Origin of the sequence: Flavobacterium sp. YJ01, from assembly GCF_029320955.1 — a bacterium.
GTDB lineage: Bacteria > Bacteroidota > Bacteroidia > Flavobacteriales > Flavobacteriaceae > Flavobacterium.
This window is the reverse complement of the sequence record NZ_CP119757.1, coordinates 2,173,182-2,193,025: the sequence shown is the minus strand read 5'-3', so window position 1 is coordinate 2,193,025 and position 19,844 is coordinate 2,173,182. Positions and strand designations below refer to the sequence as shown.

10 protein-coding genes are annotated in these 19,844 nt (G+C 35.3%); all 10 read left to right on the top strand.

From position 1 onward, the window contains the following. The first annotated feature begins 10 nt into the window (after positions 1 to 10). The 10 genes from nrfD (at position 11) to P0R33_RS09570 (ending at position 19,808) form a co-directional block, all read left to right on the top strand. Positions 11 to 1,414 carry an NrfD/PsrC family molybdoenzyme membrane anchor subunit gene (nrfD, locus tag P0R33_RS09615; protein WP_109191792.1) on the top strand — a complete coding sequence of 468 codons (1,404 nt, stop codon included), beginning with the start codon at positions 11 to 13 and terminating at the stop codon, positions 1,412 to 1,414. Then, positions 1,407 to 1,931, top strand: coding sequence for a DUF3341 domain-containing protein (locus P0R33_RS09610; protein ID WP_276175231.1), 525 nt, complete (start codon positions 1,407 to 1,409; stop codon positions 1,929 to 1,931). Before nrfD ends, P0R33_RS09610 begins: the two co-directional genes overlap by 8 nt. A gap of 8 nt (positions 1,932 to 1,939) precedes the next feature. After that, positions 1,940 to 2,485: a cytochrome c gene (locus P0R33_RS09605; RefSeq protein ID WP_276175230.1), complete on the top strand. Its 546-nt coding sequence runs from the start codon at positions 1,940 to 1,942 to the stop codon at positions 2,483 to 2,485. Between the two features lie 27 nt (positions 2,486 to 2,512). Continuing rightward, positions 2,513 to 3,907, top strand: coding sequence for a quinol:cytochrome C oxidoreductase (locus P0R33_RS09600; RefSeq protein WP_276175229.1), 1,395 nt, complete (start codon positions 2,513 to 2,515; stop codon positions 3,905 to 3,907). Positions 3,908 to 3,926: 19 nt separating this feature from the next. Next, complete coding sequence (locus tag P0R33_RS09595) at positions 3,927 to 5,117, top strand: cytochrome c oxidase subunit II (protein ID WP_276175228.1); 1,191 nt, start codon at positions 3,927 to 3,929, stop codon at positions 5,115 to 5,117. A 30-nt stretch (positions 5,118 to 5,147) separates the two neighbouring features. Next, positions 5,148 to 6,950, top strand: a complete 1,803-nt coding sequence (locus P0R33_RS09590) for a cbb3-type cytochrome c oxidase subunit I (RefSeq protein ID WP_276175227.1) — start codon at positions 5,148 to 5,150, stop codon at positions 6,948 to 6,950. Between the two features lie 110 nt (positions 6,951 to 7,060). Then, positions 7,061 to 8,086, top strand: a complete 1,026-nt coding sequence (gene ruvB / locus P0R33_RS09585) for a Holliday junction branch migration DNA helicase RuvB (protein WP_276175226.1) — start codon at positions 7,061 to 7,063, stop codon at positions 8,084 to 8,086. Positions 8,087 to 8,097: 11 nt separating this feature from the next. Continuing rightward, positions 8,098 to 9,447: a cytochrome P450 gene (locus tag P0R33_RS09580; RefSeq protein WP_276175225.1), complete on the top strand. Its 1,350-nt coding sequence runs from the start codon at positions 8,098 to 8,100 to the stop codon at positions 9,445 to 9,447. Beyond that, positions 9,444 to 10,367, top strand: a complete 924-nt coding sequence (gene queG, locus P0R33_RS09575) for a tRNA epoxyqueuosine(34) reductase QueG (RefSeq protein WP_276175224.1) — start codon at positions 9,444 to 9,446, stop codon at positions 10,365 to 10,367. Before P0R33_RS09580 ends, queG begins: the two co-directional genes overlap by 4 nt. A gap of 504 nt (positions 10,368 to 10,871) precedes the next feature. Beyond that, a complete protein-coding gene (locus tag P0R33_RS09570; RefSeq protein WP_276175223.1) occupies positions 10,872 to 19,808 on the top strand; it encodes a gliding motility-associated C-terminal domain-containing protein in 8,937 nt (2,978 codons plus the stop codon). The last annotated feature ends 36 nt before the right edge of the window (positions 19,809 to 19,844 follow it).

The window sequence follows — 19,844 nt, the reverse complement described above, 5'->3', positions numbered from 1 at the left end:
ATAAAGGATTATGTCGTCTCATTACGAAGCACCCATTAGAAAACCTTTAGTTATAGGTGATAAATCATATCACGATGTAACTGTAGATGTGGCAGCGCCTGTTGAAGGACCTGCAAATAAACAATGGTGGATTGTATTTACAATCGCATTAGTAGCCTTCCTTTGGGGGTTAGGTTGTATAATTTACACCGTATCTACCGGTATCGGAACATGGGGATTAAATAAAACAGTTGGTTGGGCTTGGGATATCACTAACTTCGTTTGGTGGGTAGGTATTGGTCACGCCGGAACATTAATTTCTGCGGTATTATTACTTTTCCGTCAACGTTGGAGAATGGCTATTAACCGTTCTGCAGAAGCCATGACTATCTTCTCGGTAGTTCAAGCAGGTCTATTTCCAATTATTCACATGGGGCGTCCATGGTTAGCTTATTGGGTATTACCTATTCCAAACCAATTTGGATCTCTTTGGGTAAACTTTAACTCGCCATTACTTTGGGACGTATTCGCGATTTCAACGTATCTTTCAGTATCATTAGTTTTCTGGTGGACTGGTTTGTTACCTGACTTTGCAATGCTTCGTGATAGAGCTATTACTCCATTTAACAAAAGAGTTTATTCTATCTTAAGTTTTGGATGGAGCGGTAGAGCAAAAGACTGGCAACGTTTTGAAGAAGTATCTTTAGTATTAGCTGGTTTAGCTACTCCACTTGTACTTTCTGTACACACAATTGTATCTATGGACTTTGCTACTTCTGTAATTCCTGGATGGCATACAACAATTTTCCCTCCATACTTCGTTGCTGGAGCGGTTTTCTCTGGATTCGCGATGGTAAACACATTGTTGATCGTTATGAGAAAAGTATCTAATCTTGAAGCATACATTACATTACAGCATATTGAGTTAATGAACATCATTATCATGATTACGGGATCTATTGTTGGTGTAGCTTACATCACTGAGTTATTCGTAGCTTGGTATTCTGGTGTAGAATATGAGCAATATGCATTCTTAAACAGAGCTACTGGACCTTATTGGTGGGCATATTGGTCGATGATGACATGTAATGTGTTCTCTCCTCAGTTCATGTGGTTCAAAAAATTAAGAACAAGTATCATGTTCTCATTCATTATTTCGATTGTTGTAAACATCGGTATGTGGTTTGAAAGATTCGTAATTATTGTTACTTCTTTACATAGAGATTACCTTCCATCTTCTTGGACAATGTTCTCACCAACATTTGTTGATATTGGAATTTTCATTGGAACAATTGGTTTCTTCTTCGTATTGTTTTTATTGTATTCAAGAACTTTCCCTGTAATTGCTCAGGCAGAGGTTAAAACAATTTTGAAAGGAACAGGAGATAATTATATTAGAGAAAGAGCAAACAGTAAAGATTCACATCATGAGTAATAAAGTTATATACGCCATTTATAATGACGATGACGTTTTGATGAATGCAGTAAAGAAAACTAGAGCTGCTCATCATCATATTGAGGAGGTTTTTACTCCATTCCCAGTTCACGGATTGGATAAAGCAATGGGATTAGCACCAACTAGATTAGCAATATGTGCTTTTTTATACGGATGTGTTGGTATCTCTGTTGCAACAACAATGATGTCTTATATCATGATTCATGATTGGCCTCAAGATATTGGAGGTAAACCAAGTTTTAGTTTTATTCAAAACATGCCTTCATTCGTACCGATTATGTTTGAGATGACTGTATTTTTTGCAGCCCACTTAATGGTAATTACTTTTTACATGAGAAGTAGATTATGGCCATTTAAAGAAGCAGAAAATCCAGATGTAAGAACAACGGATGATCACTTCTTAATGGAAGTTTCAGTAAATGATAACGAGACAGAATTAGTTTCTTTTTTCGAAGCAACTGGTGCTGTTGAAGTTAAAGTAATAGAAAAGAATTAATTGTAGCTATGAAAAGGATATATAAAATAACACTTTTAGTTGGTATAACTATTTTAGTTTCTTCTTGCCACAATAATTCGGCACCGAACTATCAGTATTTCCCAAATATGTATGAGTCTGTTGCTTACGAGCCATACACAGAAGCAAAAATATTTAAAGGAGGAAAAGAAGGACAGCTTCCTGTTACAGGAACTATTAATAGAGGTTTTGAGCCTTATGAATATGAAAATTCAACTGCTGGTTACGAATTGGCAAAAGCTAATTTGAAATCTCCTTTGGATTCTATTGAGAGAAATTCTGGAAAAGGAAAAGAACTTTTCGAAATTTACTGTATCAGCTGTCATGGTGCAACTGGTAACGGTAAAGGTAAATTGGTTGAAAGAGAAAAATTTCTTGGAGTACCTAGCTATAAAGACAGAGAAATCACTGAGGGAAGTATCTTTCACGTTGAGACTTATGGTTTAAATGCAATGGGTTCACATGCAAATCAATTAAGTGCTCACGAACGTTGGTTAGTTGCTGACTATGTTCTGAAACTAAAAAGCCAATTATAATTGTTGAACAAACTGATCGTAATAGATATGTATACATTTTCAAGTAAATTAAAAACTTTTTCTATCATCTTAATGGCCGTTGGTTTATTAGGAATTGGGTATGGTTTTTTAAGTGCACCAAAAGATATTCAAGAAGTTGAAAAAATACTAGCTGCAGATGAACATGGTTCTCATGATGCTGCACATGAAGAAAAAGCGGAGGCATCTCACAAAGAAGCAGGTCATCATGAAGCTGCTGAAGCATCACATGACACACACAAAGCAGCTGGACATGCTGAAGTTTCTGGTGCAAATGAGCACGAAAAACATTTAGAACATGTATTGCACCAATTGCAAAATAAACCTTGGTCTGCTGTATATGTAGCTTGTATTTTCTTTTTACTGCTTTCAATGGGAGTTTTAGCTTTCTATGCTATCCAACAAGTTGCTCAAGCAGGTTGGTCTCCGGTTTTGTTTAGAGTTATGCAAGGTATTACAGCTTACTTACCAGCTGGTTCAGTAATTTTCTTTATACTTTTAGTATTATGTGGATTACATTTTAACCATATTTTCGTTTGGTTAGGTGAAGGTGTAACAGATCCTAAGAGTCCAAACTACGATGCTATTATTGCAGGTAAGTCTGGATACTTAAACTTCCCTTTTTGGATTGTAAGAGCGTTCATCTTTTTACTAGGATGGAATATTTACCGTCATTTTTCTAGAAAAAACTGTTTAGCGCAAGACGAGGCAAATGATGATCTTTATTACAAAAAGAATTTCAAAGCTTCAGCTGGATTTTTAGTATTCTTCATTGTTTCTGAGTCTATCATGTCGTGGGATTGGATTATGTCTTTTGATCCACACTGGTTTAGTACTTTATTTGGATGGTATGTATTTGCTTCTTTCTTTGTAAGTGGTATCACGACTATTGCTTTGGTAACAATATATTTAAAATCAAAAGGATATTTAGAATATGTAAACAATAGCCACATTCATGATTTAGCTAAATTCATGTTTGGAATTAGTGTATTCTGGACTTATTTATGGTTTTCTCAGTTTATGCTTATATGGTATGCTAATATTCCAGAAGAGGTAACTTATTTCGTAACAAGAATTCAATTATATAACTTACCTTTCTTTGGAGCGGTTGTTATGAATTTTGTTTTCCCATTATTAATATTAATCAATACTGACTTCAAACGTCTTAACTGGGTTGTTGTAATGGCAGGTATTGTAATATTATTAGGTCATTATGTTGATTTCTTTAATATGATTATGCCTGGTACAGTAGGAGACAAATGGTTTATTGGAGTTCCTGAAATTGCATCGATTCTTTTCTTCTTAGGTCTATTTATATTTGTTGTATTTACTGCATTAACTAAATCTCCTTTGCTTGCAAAAAGAAATCCTTTCATTGAAGAAAGTAAACATTTTCATTATTAATATTTAAAGAAGTAAACAGATGACAAGTTTGTTGGTAATTATAGTTTTAGTTTTATTAGCAGTTGCATTATGGCAATTGACCAAGATTTTTGATCTTACGCAAGTAGGAACATCTTCGGACGATTCTCAGGTTGCATCAGATAATGACAATAACGTTCAGGGATATATTATGTTTGGCTTTTTGGCTTTCATCTATATCTTTACTATTTATGGTTTACTAAAATGGGGTAATTTAGCGCTTCATACTCCTGCATCAGAGCATGGACTTTTAGTAGATAGTTTAATGAATATTACTTGGGTTTTAATTTTTACTGTTCAAGTTATTACGCAAGGTTTACTATATTGGTTTTCTTTTAAAAACAGAGGGCATAAAGATAGAAAAGCATTATTCTTCGCAGATAGTAATAAATTAGAAGCAATTTGGAGTATTATTCCTTCTGTAGTTTTAGCTTGTTTAATTCTTTATGGATTATATGCTTGGAATAACATTATGTTTGTTGATAAAGATGAAGATGTTATTGAAATTGAACTATATGCTCAGCAGTTCAAATGGACTGCAAGATATGCAGGTGCAGATAATACTTTAGGTAAAGCAAACGTAAGATTAATTGAGGGTGTAAACACTTTAGGAGTTGATATGTCTGATAAAAACTCTCAAGATGATATTGTAGTTTCTGAATTACATATTCCTAAAGGAAAAAAAGTTCACTTTAAAATGCGTTCTCAAGACGTTTTACACTCAGCATACTTTCCTCACTTTAGAGCACAAATGAACTGTGTTCCTGGTATGGTTACTGAATTTGCTTTTGTTCCAACTTACACTACAGCAGAGTATAGAGAACTACCATTTATGGTTGAAAAAGTTGCGCATATCAATAAACTTAGAGCTGAAAAAAGTGTTGAGTTAGTTGCAAAAGGCGGTACAGCTTTAGATCCTTACACATTTGATTACTTATTATTATGTAATAAAATTTGTGGAGCTTCTCACTACAATATGCAAATGAAAGTTGTGGTTGATACTCCTGAAGATTATAAAAAATGGTTAAGTGAGAAAACTACTTTAGCTCAAGATATTAAAGCGGCGGCTGCTGCTGAAAAACCAGCTGAAGGAACTGCACCAGCTACAGATAGTGCTGCAAAAGTAATCGATACTGTTAAGGCGGTTGTTGATACAGTAAAAGCTGCAGTAGCTAAAGTTGCAATGAAATAATATTATTTAGAAAATTTAAAGTACACATATATGTCAGCAGAAGCGCACGATCACGATCACGGACACGATCACGAGCACGAACATCATCATAAAGATACGTTCATTACTAAATATATTTTTAGTATTGATCACAAAATGATTGCTAAGCAATACTTGATTACTGGTATTATTATGGGAATCATTGGTATTGCAATGTCTTTGCTTTTCAGAATGCAATTAGCGTGGCCAGAAGAGTCTTTTAAGATATTTAATGTTTTATTAGGAGATAAATTCGCACCTGATGGTGTAATGGCAAATGATATTTATTTAGCTTTAGTTACAATCCACGGTACCATCATGGTATTCTTTGTACTGACAGCAGGTTTGAGTGGAACTTTTAGTAATTTACTTATTCCACTTCAAATTGGAGCACGAGATATGGCTTCAGGATTTATGAATATGATTTCATACTGGTTGTTTTTCTTATCAGCAGTTATCATGTTATGTTCTTTATTTGTTGAGTCAGGACCAGCATCTGCAGGATGGACTATTTATCCTCCTTTAAGTGCATTACCACAAGCAATTCCGGGATCTGGAACAGGTATGACTTTATGGTTAGTTTCGATGGCTATTTTCATCGCATCTTCTTTGATGGGATCTTTAAATTACATTGTTACAGTAATCAATTTAAGAACTAAAGGAATGTCTATGACTAGACTTCCATTAACTATCTGGACATTTTTTGTAACAGCTATTATTGGTGTTATTTCATTCCCGGTATTATTATCTGCAGCTTTATTATTGATTTTTGATAGAAGTTTTGGTACTTCATTCTTCTTATCAGATATTTATATTGCTGGAGAAGTTTTACATTACCAAGGTGGTTCTCCTGTATTGTTTGAGCACTTATTTTGGTTTTTAGGTCACCCTGAGGTTTATATCGTAATCTTACCAGCGATGGGACTTGTTTCTGAAATTATGGCTACTAATGCACGTAAACCAATTTTCGGATATAGAGCGATGATTATGTCAGTTCTTGCAATTGCATTCTTATCAACTATTGTTTGGGGGCACCATATGTTTATTTCAGGTATGAATCCTTTCTTAGGATCTGTGTTTACTTTCACAACTTTATTGATTGCAATTCCATCTGCTGTAAAAGCGTTTAACTGGATTACAACTTTATGGAAAGGTAACTTACAATTCAATCCTGCAATGTTATTCTCTATCGGAATGGTTTCTACTTTCATCACTGGAGGTTTAACAGGAATCATTTTAGGAGATAGTACTTTAGATATTAACGTTCACGATACTTACTTCGTAATTGCTCACTTTCACTTAGTAATGGGTATTTCTGCACTTTACGGAATGTTTGCTGGTATTTACCACTGGTTCCCTAAAATGTACGGAAGAATGTTAAACAAAAATTTAGGTTATATTCACTTTTGGATTACAGCGGTTTGTGCTTATGGAGTTTTCTTCCCAATGCACTTTATCGGATTAGCTGGTTTACCAAGACGTTACTATACAAATACTAACTTCCCATTATTTGATGATTTACAAAATGTGAATGTTTTAATTACAACATTTGCTCTTGTAGGAGGTGCATTCCAATTAGTATTCTTATACAACTTCTTTAGTAGTATTTTCTACGGTAAAAAAGCAACTCAGAATCCATGGAAATCTACAACTTTAGAGTGGACTACTCCAGTTGAACATATCCACGGAAACTGGCCAGGAGAAATTCCTCATGTATACCGTTGGCCGTATGACTATAGTAACCCAAATCATGATGTAGATTTTGTTCCTCAAAATGTACCTATGAAAGAAGGTGAAGAAGTTTTACACCACTAAAATATTATAAAAAAGACCGTCAGAAATGACGGTCTTTTTTGTTTAGTTAAAGTTTTAAACGTTCAGTTTTACAATTTTACAAAACTAATTAGTTTCTATATCTTTGTAGAATGAATGAAAATCTAGATCCTACAACAAAAGGTTATAATTCGGAAGAATTAGATCTTGAGAAAAGACTGCGTCCACTATCATTTGATGATTTTGCTGGACAAGATCAAGTTTTGGAAAATTTGAAAGTCTTTGTTGCTGCGGCTAATCAGCGTGGCGAAGCGCTTGATCATGCTTTATTTCATGGACCTCCAGGTTTAGGAAAAACGACGTTGGCAAATATTCTTGCTAATGAATTAGAAGTTGGGATAAAAATTACCTCTGGTCCAGTTCTAGATAAGCCGGGAGATTTAGCTGGTTTGCTAACCAATTTAGATGAAAGAGATGTTTTGTTCATTGATGAAATTCATCGATTAAGTCCAGTTGTCGAAGAATATCTATACTCAGCTATGGAGGATTTCAAAATAGATATTATGATTGAATCGGGACCTAATGCGAGAACTGTTCAAATTAATTTGAACCCATTTACATTGATCGGTGCGACAACTAGATCTGGATTGTTAACCGCACCAATGCGTGCGCGTTTTGGGATTTCATCTCGATTGCAATATTATACAACTGAACTTTTAACTACTATTGTAGAAAGAAGTGCCTCTATATTAAAAACGCCCATAGATTTAGAAGCTGCAATTGAAATTGCAGGAAGAAGTCGTGGAACTCCTCGTATTGCAAATGCATTACTAAGAAGAGTTCGTGATTTTGCGCAAATTAAAGGAAATGGTAGAATTGATTTAGAAATTTCTAGATATGCTTTAAAGGCGCTTAATGTAGATGCTCATGGTCTAGACGAGATGGATAATAAAATCTTATTAACGATTATCAATAAATTTAAAGGTGGTCCAGTTGGACTTTCGACTTTGGCTACTGCAGTAAGTGAAAGTAGTGAAACTATTGAAGAAGTCTACGAACCGTTTTTGATTCAGGAGGGTTTCATTATGAGAACTCCTCGCGGACGAGAAGTTACTGATAAAGCCTATAAGCATCTTGGAAAAATAAACACCAATAATATTCAGGGTGGTTTATTTTAATTTGAAATAAAATGTCTGCTATCAAAAAATACAACTATCCTCAAAAACTTTCTATTTTTAGATTTTTTGTTGATGCTGAGGGTATTCGTAAAAATCCGATACCTTATCATAAAAGATATTTTAAAAATTTTGGTGATTCGTTTTCTATAAGAATTGGAAAGTCACAACATATTATTTTGTCGAGAGATAATGAAGTGGCGCAATATATCTTGCAGAAAAATCAGAAAAATTATTATAAGTCTAAATTCCAATCTGTATATCTTTCTAAATATTTAGGAAAAGGGCTTTTGACTGTTGATGGTGAATTTTGGTTAAAACAAAGAAGACTTATTCAGCCTGCATTTCATAAACAAAAAATGAATCAGTTAGTCGAAAATATGAAGTCGACTATTATTGCTGAGTTGGAAGAACTTGTTATAGATAAAGAAATAGATCTTTTTCCTGTAATGAGTGAATTAGCGTTTAATGTTGTGGCTAAATCGTTGTTTCAATTTTGTATTGCCCAAGAAAAATTAGATCGGATTAAATGCATAATTGAAGCTGTACAAAATTTTTTAATTAAAGAAATTAGACTTCCTCACAAAGCGTGGTGGTTTTCATTTAGTGGTCAAGTAAAAAGACATCTTGAGCTTGCAAAAGAAAATGATGAAATTATTAAAGAAATTATTTTAGAACGTGTTGCTTCAAAAGATGAAATAAATGATTTGCTTAATATGTTACTCGAAACTCGTTATGAAGATACTGGTGAGGGAATGTCGGTTGAGCAATTGATAGATGAAATAAAAATTCTTTTTATAGCAGGTCACGAAACCACTGCAAATGCTTTAACCTTTACATTGCATTTATTAGGGAATCACCCTGATGTGCAACAAAAGGTTTTTGAGGAGATTAACAAAATAGAATCAGAAACTGTTGACGTGGTAGAACAGCTTCAAAAAATGATTTACACGAATGCTGTTTTAAATGAGTCTATGAGATTATATCCGCCTGCATGGATTACAGATAGACAGAATGTTGAAGATGATAGTTTAGGAGAGTTTAATATAAAAAAGGGAACATTAATTGGTGTTTCTTTTTACGAATTGCATCGAAATCCAAAATATTGGGAATCTCCAGATAGTTTTAACCCAGAACGGTTTTTAGGAGAACAGAAAAAGCATTCTATGCAATACTTTTATCCATTTGGAGCTGGACCCAGGATGTGCATTGGTGCAGGTTTTGCTATTTATGAAATGTCACTTGCACTTGCATATATCATTAAAAAATACAAAATTAAATCTGTCAATACCCAAGTTGATTTTAATCCATTAATTACATTGAAACCTGTCGGTGTTAAAGTGGTATTTTCCGAAAGATCATGATTAATTCTAAAGAGAAATATTCGAAATTTATTAAAGAAGAAGCGAAAAGACTTGGTTTTTTATCTTGCGGAATATCGAAAGCAGGTTTTTTGGAACAAGAAGCGCCAAGACTTGAAAATTGGCTTAAGAATAATCGTAATGGACAAATGGCTTATATGGAAAACCATTTTGATAAACGATTAGATCCGACATTATTAGTTGATGATGGAAAAAGCGTAGTTTCTCTTTTGCTAAATTATTTTCCTGAAGTTTCTCAAAATGAAGAAAGTTTTAAAATTTCAAAGTATGCTTATGGACAGGATTATCACTTTGTTATTAAAGATAAATTAAAAGAATTTTTACATTCTATTCAGGAAAATATAGGAGAAGTTTCAGGTCGTGCCTTTGTTGATTCTGCACCGGTTTTGGATAAAGCTTGGGCGGCGAAAAGCGGTTTGGGATGGATAGGAAAAAATAGTAATTTAATAACTCAAAAAGTCGGTTCTTTTTACTTTATAGCCGAGCTTATTATAGATTTAGAGTTAGAATATGATTATGCTGTTACTGATCATTGCGGTTCTTGTACAGCTTGTATTGATGCTTGTCCGACACAGGCAATTGTGGCGCCATATATTGTAGATGGCAGTAAATGTATTTCTTATTATACTATCGAATTAAAAGAAAATCTTCCTTATGAAATGAAAGGAAAATTTGATGAATGGATGTTTGGCTGTGATACTTGTCAAGATGTTTGTCCATGGAATAGATTTTCTAAACCGCATTCAGAACCTCTTTTTAATCCAAATCCAGAATTGCTTTCCTTTGGCAAAAAAGATTGGATAGAAATTACAGAAGAAACATTTAAACTTGTTTTTAAAAATTCTCCAATTAAAAGGACAAAATTTGAAGGCTTAAAGCGAAATATCAAATTTTTGCAATAGGATTGTTGAAGTGTAACTTATTGGTTTTTAGTTATTTATGTTTTTGTTTATAAGTTTTAACTTATTTTTCAGCTTCTTGTTTTATTGAGTATTTGTCAATAAATACTGTCAAAATCACTTTTATTCATAATTCTTTAAGAATTTATGACCTCTTCATTATCAAATAATTATATTTTTTTGTTATAAATAACACTGAACAGTTGTTAAATACTGCTTTTTGACGAGTTTCTTTGCCGTTTATCGACTATTGTATTTGATACTTCATGATTTATTTACTTTCGTTCCTCCAAAACTACATTTTATAAACTTAAAACACGATTTTGTGTATTGAACCTATCATGACTATGGTCCAAACGCTACAATGTTCATTTAGAGATCATTCCAAGGTCTTTAATGATTTTTCGAAATCCAATCATTTCAGTTTTTCGTATTTCACTAATACGCTAAAAATGATCATCCATTTTTTAGTGTATTATTTTTCTGTTCCACAAACTCAAGTTGTCTATGCGTAACTTTACTTTTAAAAGGTTTAATTTATTTAAACTGGTTTTTCTTATTTCATTATTTTTTATTACAGCTCAAACTAGGGCTCAATTCCCTTATTCGCAATCGTTTAAAAACTCTACAGCGCCAGGTGTTTTATTTGGCGGAGAACCAATAGCTTTTTTAACTGGCGGAGCCGGTCTAAGAGATGGTTATAATGATGCAAACGGTTCTGGATATTTGCGACTAACAAATAGACAAGGGAGCCAGAAAGGAATTGTTTATTCAGATATGTATTCGTTCCCATCTGCGTACGGAATGACTATTACATTTGAATACTATACCCATAGTGGAAACGGTGCCGATGGTATCGCTTTTATTTTGTTTGATGCAACTGCTTCTCCTGTTGCTGCAGGTGCTTTTGGAGGTTCCTTAGGTTATGCGCAACGAAATTCAGAAACTGGTTTTTCTAAAGGTTATTTGGGTATTGGAATTGACGAATATGGAAACTTTTCTGCCAATAATGAAGGAAAAAGTGGTGGAGCTCCGGGAGGTTTTTTACCAAGTAATGTTACTTTGAGAGGTGCTGGAACGGGAACATCGGGATATCCGCATTTGATTTCTGTGAGAACAACCGATTTAGCAAGTTCTTTTAATGTTGCAGGTGGAGATAGAGATGCTACTGACAATTCGAAATCTGGTTTTAGAAAAATGGAAGTTGTTCTAAAACCGCGATCAGGTGGTGGTTTTTTTATTGATGTTTACTTAACTCATGGTAGTGTAAGAGAGTTAATAATTAATAATTATGAATATAAAACTGAGGCACCATCTAATTTGAAATTTGCTATTTCTTCTTCTACTGGAGGATCTAATAATTTTCATGAAATCCGTAATTTAAATATTACAGTTGATAAATCAACGCTTTTAACTCCAGTGGCTAATTCAGATACTTTTACAGGTTGTATCGGATTACCAGCAACTTCTGGAGATATTACTGCAAATGACAACGGATCAGTAAATACTTTAGGTACAATTAATAAATCTACGGTTGACTTAGATCCAGCAGTGACAGGAGTTCAAATTTCTAAGACAGTTGCTGATAAAGGGACTTTTACATATAATTCATCAACGGGAGCTGTAACTTTTACACCCCTAAACAATACTGTTGTTGGTCCGGTTCAAATCAATTACACTTTTAATGATACTTATGACAAGACTTCTAATTCTTCAACAATAACATATAACACATATACAGCTATTGCTAATAATACGATTACGGCTCCGGCAACTAGCACTTTTTGTACGGCACCGAATGATCCAGGTGTTATAACAGGTTCTACCGCTTCTGGAGGTGGTTCGGGATTAAGTTACCAATGGGAAAGCAGTATAAACAATATAGATTTTAATCCTATTTCAGGAGCTACAAGTGTAAGTTATGATCCGCCTAGTACAAGTGCAACTGCTTATTACAGAAGGGTTGTTTCTTCTACAACTTGTAAAGATGTGAGTAATACCGTTTCTATTGTTTTTGGACAGGCTAGTACTCCAACTGCAACGGCGGCAACAGCAATAACATGTAATAGCTTCACAGCAAATTGGAATGCTGTAGCTAATGCAACTTCTTATGGATTAGCGGTTTCTAGAAATTCAAATTTTAATACTCCCGAAGGAGATTTAGATGGAAGAAATCTTAATTCATCTTCAACTTCTTTTAACGTTACTGGTTTAATTTCAGGTCAAACTTATTATTTTAGAGTTTTATCTTATAATTCATGTGGAGCTGGGCCAACAGCTTCTAATGTAATTACGGTAATTGTTGGAAATGGATCAGTAGCTGGGACAGTATCTGCTGCACAAACAATTTGTTCAGGAACTGCTCCACAAGATTTGACATTAACGGGTTACACAGGAACTATTCAATGGCAGTCATCTGCAAATAATAGTACGTTTAATGATATTATTGGAGCTACAAATGCTGTTTTAACAAGTGCTCAAATGGGAACGCTTACTGCAAATACATATTATAGAGCAGTTGTAAAAAGTGGCTCATGTACGGCAGCAAATTCAGCATCAGTTTTAATTACAATAAGCCCAGTACCAAGTTTGGGAACGATATCGCAAGCTGCAATAACTTGTGAAGGCGCTCCTGCTAGAATAAACTTAAAAGGATTATTGCCAAATACGACATCTACTATTGCGTATTCTATCGATGGAGTTGCACAAACGCCTGTTACTGGTGTAGCCGCAGATGGTTCTGGTAATGGCTTTTTTGAAACTGGGGTTTTAACAGCAGTAAATAATGGTAAGACATTAAGAGTAACAACTGTTACTACAACAAGCGCAACACCAAGTTGTACCAGTACTGTTAATAGAGATGTTACATTAAGTATAAACGCATCTTCAGTTGGAGGAGCAATTGCATCAGTTGCTGCAATTTGTTCAGGAACTTCGCCAGCTAATTTGGTGTTAAGTGGCAATAACGGTTCAGTTTTAAGATGGCAAAAATCAACAGATTCAGGTTTTTCAACTCGAACTGATATTAATATAACTTCAACAACATTAACAAGCGCAAATATCGGAAACTTAACAGCAAACACTTACTTTAGAGCAGTTGTTCAGAATGGAGATTGTGCTGCCGTTTTTTCAGATGCTGTTTTGGTAACTGTTAACGCTTTGCCAGCAGTTCTTTCTTTAACAGGAAGTACTATCTGCGTTTTACCAGGCGGAAATGGAACAATCACTTCTTCAACTTCAGCAAGCGGAATAAGTTATCAATTATACAATTCAAGCAATGCAACAGTTCAATCTGCAAAATCAGGAAATGGAGCGGCTTTGACTTGGACAAATCTTGTTGCAGGAAATGGCTATTATGTAATTGGAAGAAACACGACAACTTCTTGTGCATCTACAAGTGCTACAGTAAATGTTGCTACCAATCCTAATCCAGATGCTCTTGTTTTAACAGGAAGTACAATTTGTGTTTCGCCAGGCGGAAACGGAACGATTACGTCTTCAACTTCAGCAACAGGAATAAATTATCAGTTATATAATTCTAGTAATACAGCAGTTCAGTCTGTAAAATCAGGTAACGGATCTGCATTAACTTGGACAAATCTTGCAGGAGGAACTGGCTATTATGTAATTGGAACAAATACAACAACTACTTGTTCTTCTACTAGTAACAGTGTGAACGTTGCTACTACTTTAAACCCAACAGCACTTGCATTAACAGGAAGTGTGATTTGTGTTTCACTTGGAGGAAATGGAACTATTTCTTCTACAACTTCAGTAAATAATGTAAGTTATCAGTTATTTGATTCAAGTGATGTAGCGGTCCAATCTGCAAAATCAGGTAACGGGTCAGCATTAACTTGGACAAATCTTAATGCAGCAAACGGATATTATGTAGTTGCAACTAATGCGGCAAATTGTACTGTAAAAAGTAATGTTGTCAATATAACAACTAATCCAAATCCGACAATTTCTATTGGAGGTACATTAACGGCTTGTTTAACAACTACTTTAACGACGACAACTAATGCAAGTTCGCCAACTTATGTTTGGTACAAAGATAATGTTGTAATTTCTGGACAAACTTCATCTTCATTAGTGGTAAATTCTGATGGAGATTATAAAGTAAAAGTTACAAATACATCAACAGGATGTGAAGCTACTTCTGCTGCTTCAACAGTAAAAGTTAGTGATACTGAAAAACCAGTTAAACCAGTTTTAGCTGATATTACAGCAGAATGTTCAGCAACAGTAACAGCTCCAACAACAACAGATAATTGTAGCGGAACCGTAACAGGAACAACTAGCGATCCATTGACTTATTCGACTCAGGGGAATTATACTATCAATTGGAGTTTTAATGATGGAAATGGAAGCATAGAAACTGCGACTCAAAAAGTAATAATTAAAGACACTCAAAAACCATCAATTATCTGCCCTGCAACAATTGTGGTTTCTGCTGACGCAAATTCATGTACAGCTACAGGTGTAATTTTAGGAACTCCTGTAACATCTGACAACTGTGGAGGAACTGTAACAGTGACTAATAATGCACCGTCAAGTTTTCCAATCGGAAATACAACAGTAACTTGGACTGCTACAGATGCAGCAGGAAATACGCAAACTTGTACGCAGACAGTAACAGTAAACGATACTCAAAAACCATCAATTACTTGTCCAGCAACAGTTGTGGTTTCTACTGATGCAAATTCATGTGTTGCAACAGGTGTAACTTTAGGAACTCCTGTAACATCAGATAATTGCAACGGAACTGTAACAGTGACTAATAATGCACCGACAAGTTTTTCAATCGGAAATACGACAGTAACTTGGACGGCTACAGACGCAGCAGGAAACACTCAAACTTGTACTCAAGTAGTAAAAGTTGTAGGTCCGATTATAGCTGATAAAGATACAGCTTCGATAAATGGATATAATGGAGGAACTGCTGTTTCAAATGTTTTATCAAACGACTTGCTTAATTGTAATGCAGTAGTTAGAAATGAAGTTGTTTTAAGTTTGGATTCTACTTTACCTTCAGTTTTAACTTTTGATACTGCAAGTGGAGAAGTTAAAGTTAAACCAAATACACCAGTAGGAGTATATACATTTGATTATAAAATTTGTGAAGTTGCAAATACTTCAAATTGCAATTCTGCAACTGTAGAAATTACGGTTACAGCACCGGTAATTTTAGCGGTAAAAGAAAATTTAGGTCCGATTAACGGAAGCATTGGAGGAACAACGTCATCGCTTATCGCGTCAGATAAACTGAACGGCGTTCAGGCAGTAATCGGCACAAATGCAGGAGAAGTTACCTTGACTGGAACAGCTCCAGCAGGATTAACCGTTAATGCAGACGGAACGGTGACTGTAGGCAAAGGCACAAAAGCGGGAGACTACGATGTGGAATATACAATCTGCGACAACAATAATGCAGGAAACTGCTCAACGGCTACTTCGACTGTAACTGTAACGGTAGCGGATCTAGTTGCAAACTTGGACAATGCAGGTTCGGTAGTGGGAGGAAATGCTTCTCAAACGCTTATCAATGTTTTTGAGAATGACACTAAAAACGGAGCAAAATTAGATCCGTCGGAAGTTAAGCTTACGCTGGGCACAGATCCGAAAGGATTTTTAACGATTGATGCAGACGGAAAAGCGGTTTTGGCAGCCAATTCACCGGCAGGAAATTATGAAATCACTTATGAAATCTGCGAGCTTCTGAATCCAGGAAACTGCAGCGCAAATAAAGTTCAGGTTACAGTTACGGCACCGGTAATTTTAGCGGTAAAAGAAAATTTAGGTCCGATCAACGGAAGCATCGGCGGAACAACAGCATCGCTTATCGGTTCAGATAAACTAAACGGCGTTCAGGCGGTTATCGGCACAAATGCTGGAGAAGTTGCCTTAACGGGAACAGCGCCTTCAGGACTTACGGTCAATTCAGACGGAACGGTAACGGTAAGCAAAGGCACAAAAGCGGGAGACTACGATGTTGAATATACAATCTGCGACAACAACAATGCAGGAAACTGCTCAACGGCTACTTCGACTGTAACTGTAACAGCGGCTGTATTAGTTGCGAATTTGGACAATGCAGGTTCGGTAGAGGGAGGAAATGCTTCCCAAACGCTTATCAATGTTTTTGAGAATGACACTAAAAACGGAGCAAAATTAGATCCGTCGGAAGTTAAATTGACACCAAGCACAGATCCGAAAGGATTTTTAACAATCGATTCAGACGGAAAAGCAGTTTTAGGCGCGAATGCTCCTGCGGGAAATTATGAGATCACTTATGAAATCTGCGAGCTTCTGAATCCTGGAAACTGCAGCACGAATAAAGTTCAGGTTACGGTTACTGCACCGTTAATTTTAGCGGTAAAAGAAAATTTAGGTCCGATTAACGGAAGCATTGGGGGAACGACTGCATCGCTTATTGGATCAGATACATTAAACGGTGTTCAGGCTGTTATCGGAACAAATGCAGGAGAAGTTACCTTGACTGGAACAGCTCCAGCAGGATTAACCGTTAATGCAGACGGAACGGTGACTGTAAGCAAAGGAACAAAAGCGGGAGACTACGATGTGGAATATACAATTTGCGACAACAATAATGCAGGAAACTGCTCAACGGCTACTTCGACTGTAACTGTAACAGCGGCTGTTTTGGTTGCAAACTTGGACAATGCAGGTTCGGTAGTGGGAGGAAATGCTTCCCAAACGCTTATCAATGTTTTTGAGAATGACACTAAAAACGGAGCAAAATTAGATCCGTCGGAAGTTAAGCTTACGCCGGGCACAGATCCGAAAGGATTTTTAACGATTGATGCAGACGGAAAAGCAGTTTTAGGCGCGAATGCTCCTGCGGGAAATTATGAGATCACTTATGAAATCTGCGAGCTTCTGAATCCTGGAAACTGTAGCACGAATAAAGTTCAGGTTACGGTTACAGCACCGGTAATTGACGCGGTTGTAGACTCAATAACGCCAATCAATGGAAACATTGGCGGAACAACAGTATCATTAATTGCAAATGACAAATTAAATGGAAATCCTGTAATTGCAGGAACAGCTGCGGGAGAAGTTACATTTAATATTGTTGGAACACTTCCAGCAGGATTAACATTAAACCCAGATTATACTATTACTGTTGCACCAAATACGCCAGCAGGAAATTATAATGTAGAATACCGTATTTGCGATAATACGAATCCATCAAATTGCGATTCAGCAATTACTGTGGTAACAGTTACAGGCGGAAATCTTGTAGCAAATCAAGATATTGTTGCTTCAGTAGTTGGTTCAAATGTTCCTCAAACATTAATTAATGTTTTTGCGAATGATACTAAAAATGGAAATGCATTAGTGCCGTCAGATGTAAATCTTTCAGTTATAGCTGCAGATCCAAAAGGATATTTAACAGTTGATGCAAACGGAAATGCAATATTAGCTCCAAATGCACCAGCAGGAGATTATGAATTGACATATACAATTTGCGAAAAATTAAATCCATCAAATTGTAATTCAAATGTTGTAAAAGTAACTGTTGATCTTCCAGTTATTGATGCAGTTGTAGATTCAGTAAATCCAATCAATGGAAACATTGGCGGAACAACAGTATCATTAATTGCAAATGACAAATTAAATGGAAATCCTGTAATTGCAGGAACAGCTGCGGGAGAAGTTACATTTAATATTGTTGGAACACTTCCAGCAGGATTAACATTAAACCCAGATTATACTATTACTGTTGCACCAAATACGCCAGCAGGAAATTATAATGTAGAATACCGTATTTGCGATAATACGAATCCATCAAATTGCGATTCAGCAATTACTGTGGTAACAGTTACAGGCGGAAATCTTGTAGCAAATCAAGATATTGTTGCTTCAGTAGTTGGTTCAAATGTTCCTCAAACATTAATTAATGTTTTTGCGAATGATACTAAAAATGGAAATGCATTAGTGCCGTCAGATGTAAATCTTTCAGTTACAGCTGCAGATCCAAAAGGATATTTAACAGTTGATGCAAACGGAAATGCAATATTAGCTCCAAATGCGCCAGCAGGAGATTATGAATTGACATATACAATTTGCGAAAAATTAAATCCATCAAATTGTAATTCAAATGTTGTAAAAGTTACGGTTGCAGCATCGACAATGATAAAAGCGAATGATGATGAAGCTGGGCCAGTAAATGTGAAAAAAGGAACAGATACTTCACTTAATATCTTTAATAATGATATTTTAAACGGAGTAAAACCAACACCAACAAGTGTTGTCTTATCAACTGTTGTTGCAAATCCGAATTTAATTCTAAATGCTGATGGTTCAGTAAGTGTTGTTGCAAATACGCCAAACGGAATTTATGAATTGACATATCAAATTTGCGAAGCAGCAAATACATCAAATTGCAGTCAAGCTGTAGTTAAAGTTACAGTATTAAATAGCGCTGATCCTGCTCCTCCAACAACAAACGGAATTACATTAGGAGATGATAATAATGTTACTGCTGACGGAATTAACGGTGCTCTAGAATTTGTTAATGTTTTAGATAATGATTTTATAAACGGACAGCCAATCAATCCTGCAGATGTAACTATCAAACCATTAGGAAACAATTCTTATTTTGAGTGGAATGCAGACGGAACTGTAAATGTTAAGCCAAATACACCTGGTGGAAATTATGCAATTACTTATCAGGTTTGCGAAAAAGCAAATGCATCAAATTGTTCAACAGCAGTTTTAAATGTTTTTGTTGAAGTTCCAGCAATTGCTATTATCAAAAAAGCAGAATTTAATGATGAAAACAATAGCGGTTTTGCCAATGCAGGAGAAACAATAACCTATACGTTTACCGTAACAAATACAGGAAATGTTCCGCTAAGCAATGTAATAGTAAAAGATCCATTAACAGGAATAGTGGTTTCTGGACAAGCAATTTCTTTGGCAGTTGGAGAATCTAACAGTTCTAATTTCTCAGCAGTTTACACGATAACACAAGAAGATATTAATCTTACTAAAGTAACAAATCAAGCTACTGCGCAAGGAAGCAGTTCAAAAGGAGTTGTTGTAGAAGATTTGTCTGACCATTCAAGTAATACTGGAGATAATCCAACTGTAACAGAATTAGATGGTTGTGCAATCAAAGTATTCAAAGCTTTTTCACCAAATGGGGACAACAAGAATACAAGATTCTACATTAGAGGTATCGAATGCTATCCGAATAATACAGTTGAAATTTATAACCGTTGGGGAGTATTGGTTTACAGTATAGACGGATATAATAACAATGACAGAGCTTTTGTTGGATATTCTAACGGACGTTCTACGATCAAACAAACAGAAGGTCTTCCGGTGGGAACTTATTTCTACATCTTGAAATATCAAGATAATGCTAATGCACCACATCAGGAATCAGGATATTTATACATCAACAAATAATATAAGATTACGGCTTAGTAAAGCTAGGCCGTTTTT

Excerpts from the sequence above, each read along its gene's own strand:
- nrfD (WP_109191792.1), top strand. The coding sequence starts at position 11 with ATGTCGTCTCATTACGAAGCACCCATTAGAAAACCTTTAGTTATAGGT.
- P0R33_RS09610 (WP_276175231.1), top strand. The coding sequence starts at position 1,407 with ATGAGTAATAAAGTTATATACGCCATTTATAATGACGATGACGTTTTG.
- P0R33_RS09605 (WP_276175230.1), top strand. The coding sequence starts at position 1,940 with ATGAAAAGGATATATAAAATAACACTTTTAGTTGGTATAACTATTTTA.
- P0R33_RS09600 (WP_276175229.1), top strand. The coding sequence starts at position 2,513 with ATGTATACATTTTCAAGTAAATTAAAAACTTTTTCTATCATCTTAATG.
- P0R33_RS09595 (WP_276175228.1), top strand. The coding sequence starts at position 3,927 with ATGACAAGTTTGTTGGTAATTATAGTTTTAGTTTTATTAGCAGTTGCA.
- P0R33_RS09590 (WP_276175227.1), top strand. The coding sequence starts at position 5,148 with ATGTCAGCAGAAGCGCACGATCACGATCACGGACACGATCACGAGCAC.
- ruvB (WP_276175226.1), top strand. The coding sequence starts at position 7,061 with ATGAATGAAAATCTAGATCCTACAACAAAAGGTTATAATTCGGAAGAA.
- P0R33_RS09580 (WP_276175225.1), top strand. The coding sequence starts at position 8,098 with ATGTCTGCTATCAAAAAATACAACTATCCTCAAAAACTTTCTATTTTT.
- queG (WP_276175224.1), top strand. The coding sequence starts at position 9,444 with ATGATTAATTCTAAAGAGAAATATTCGAAATTTATTAAAGAAGAAGCG.
- P0R33_RS09570 (WP_276175223.1), top strand. The coding sequence starts at position 10,872 with ATGCGTAACTTTACTTTTAAAAGGTTTAATTTATTTAAACTGGTTTTT.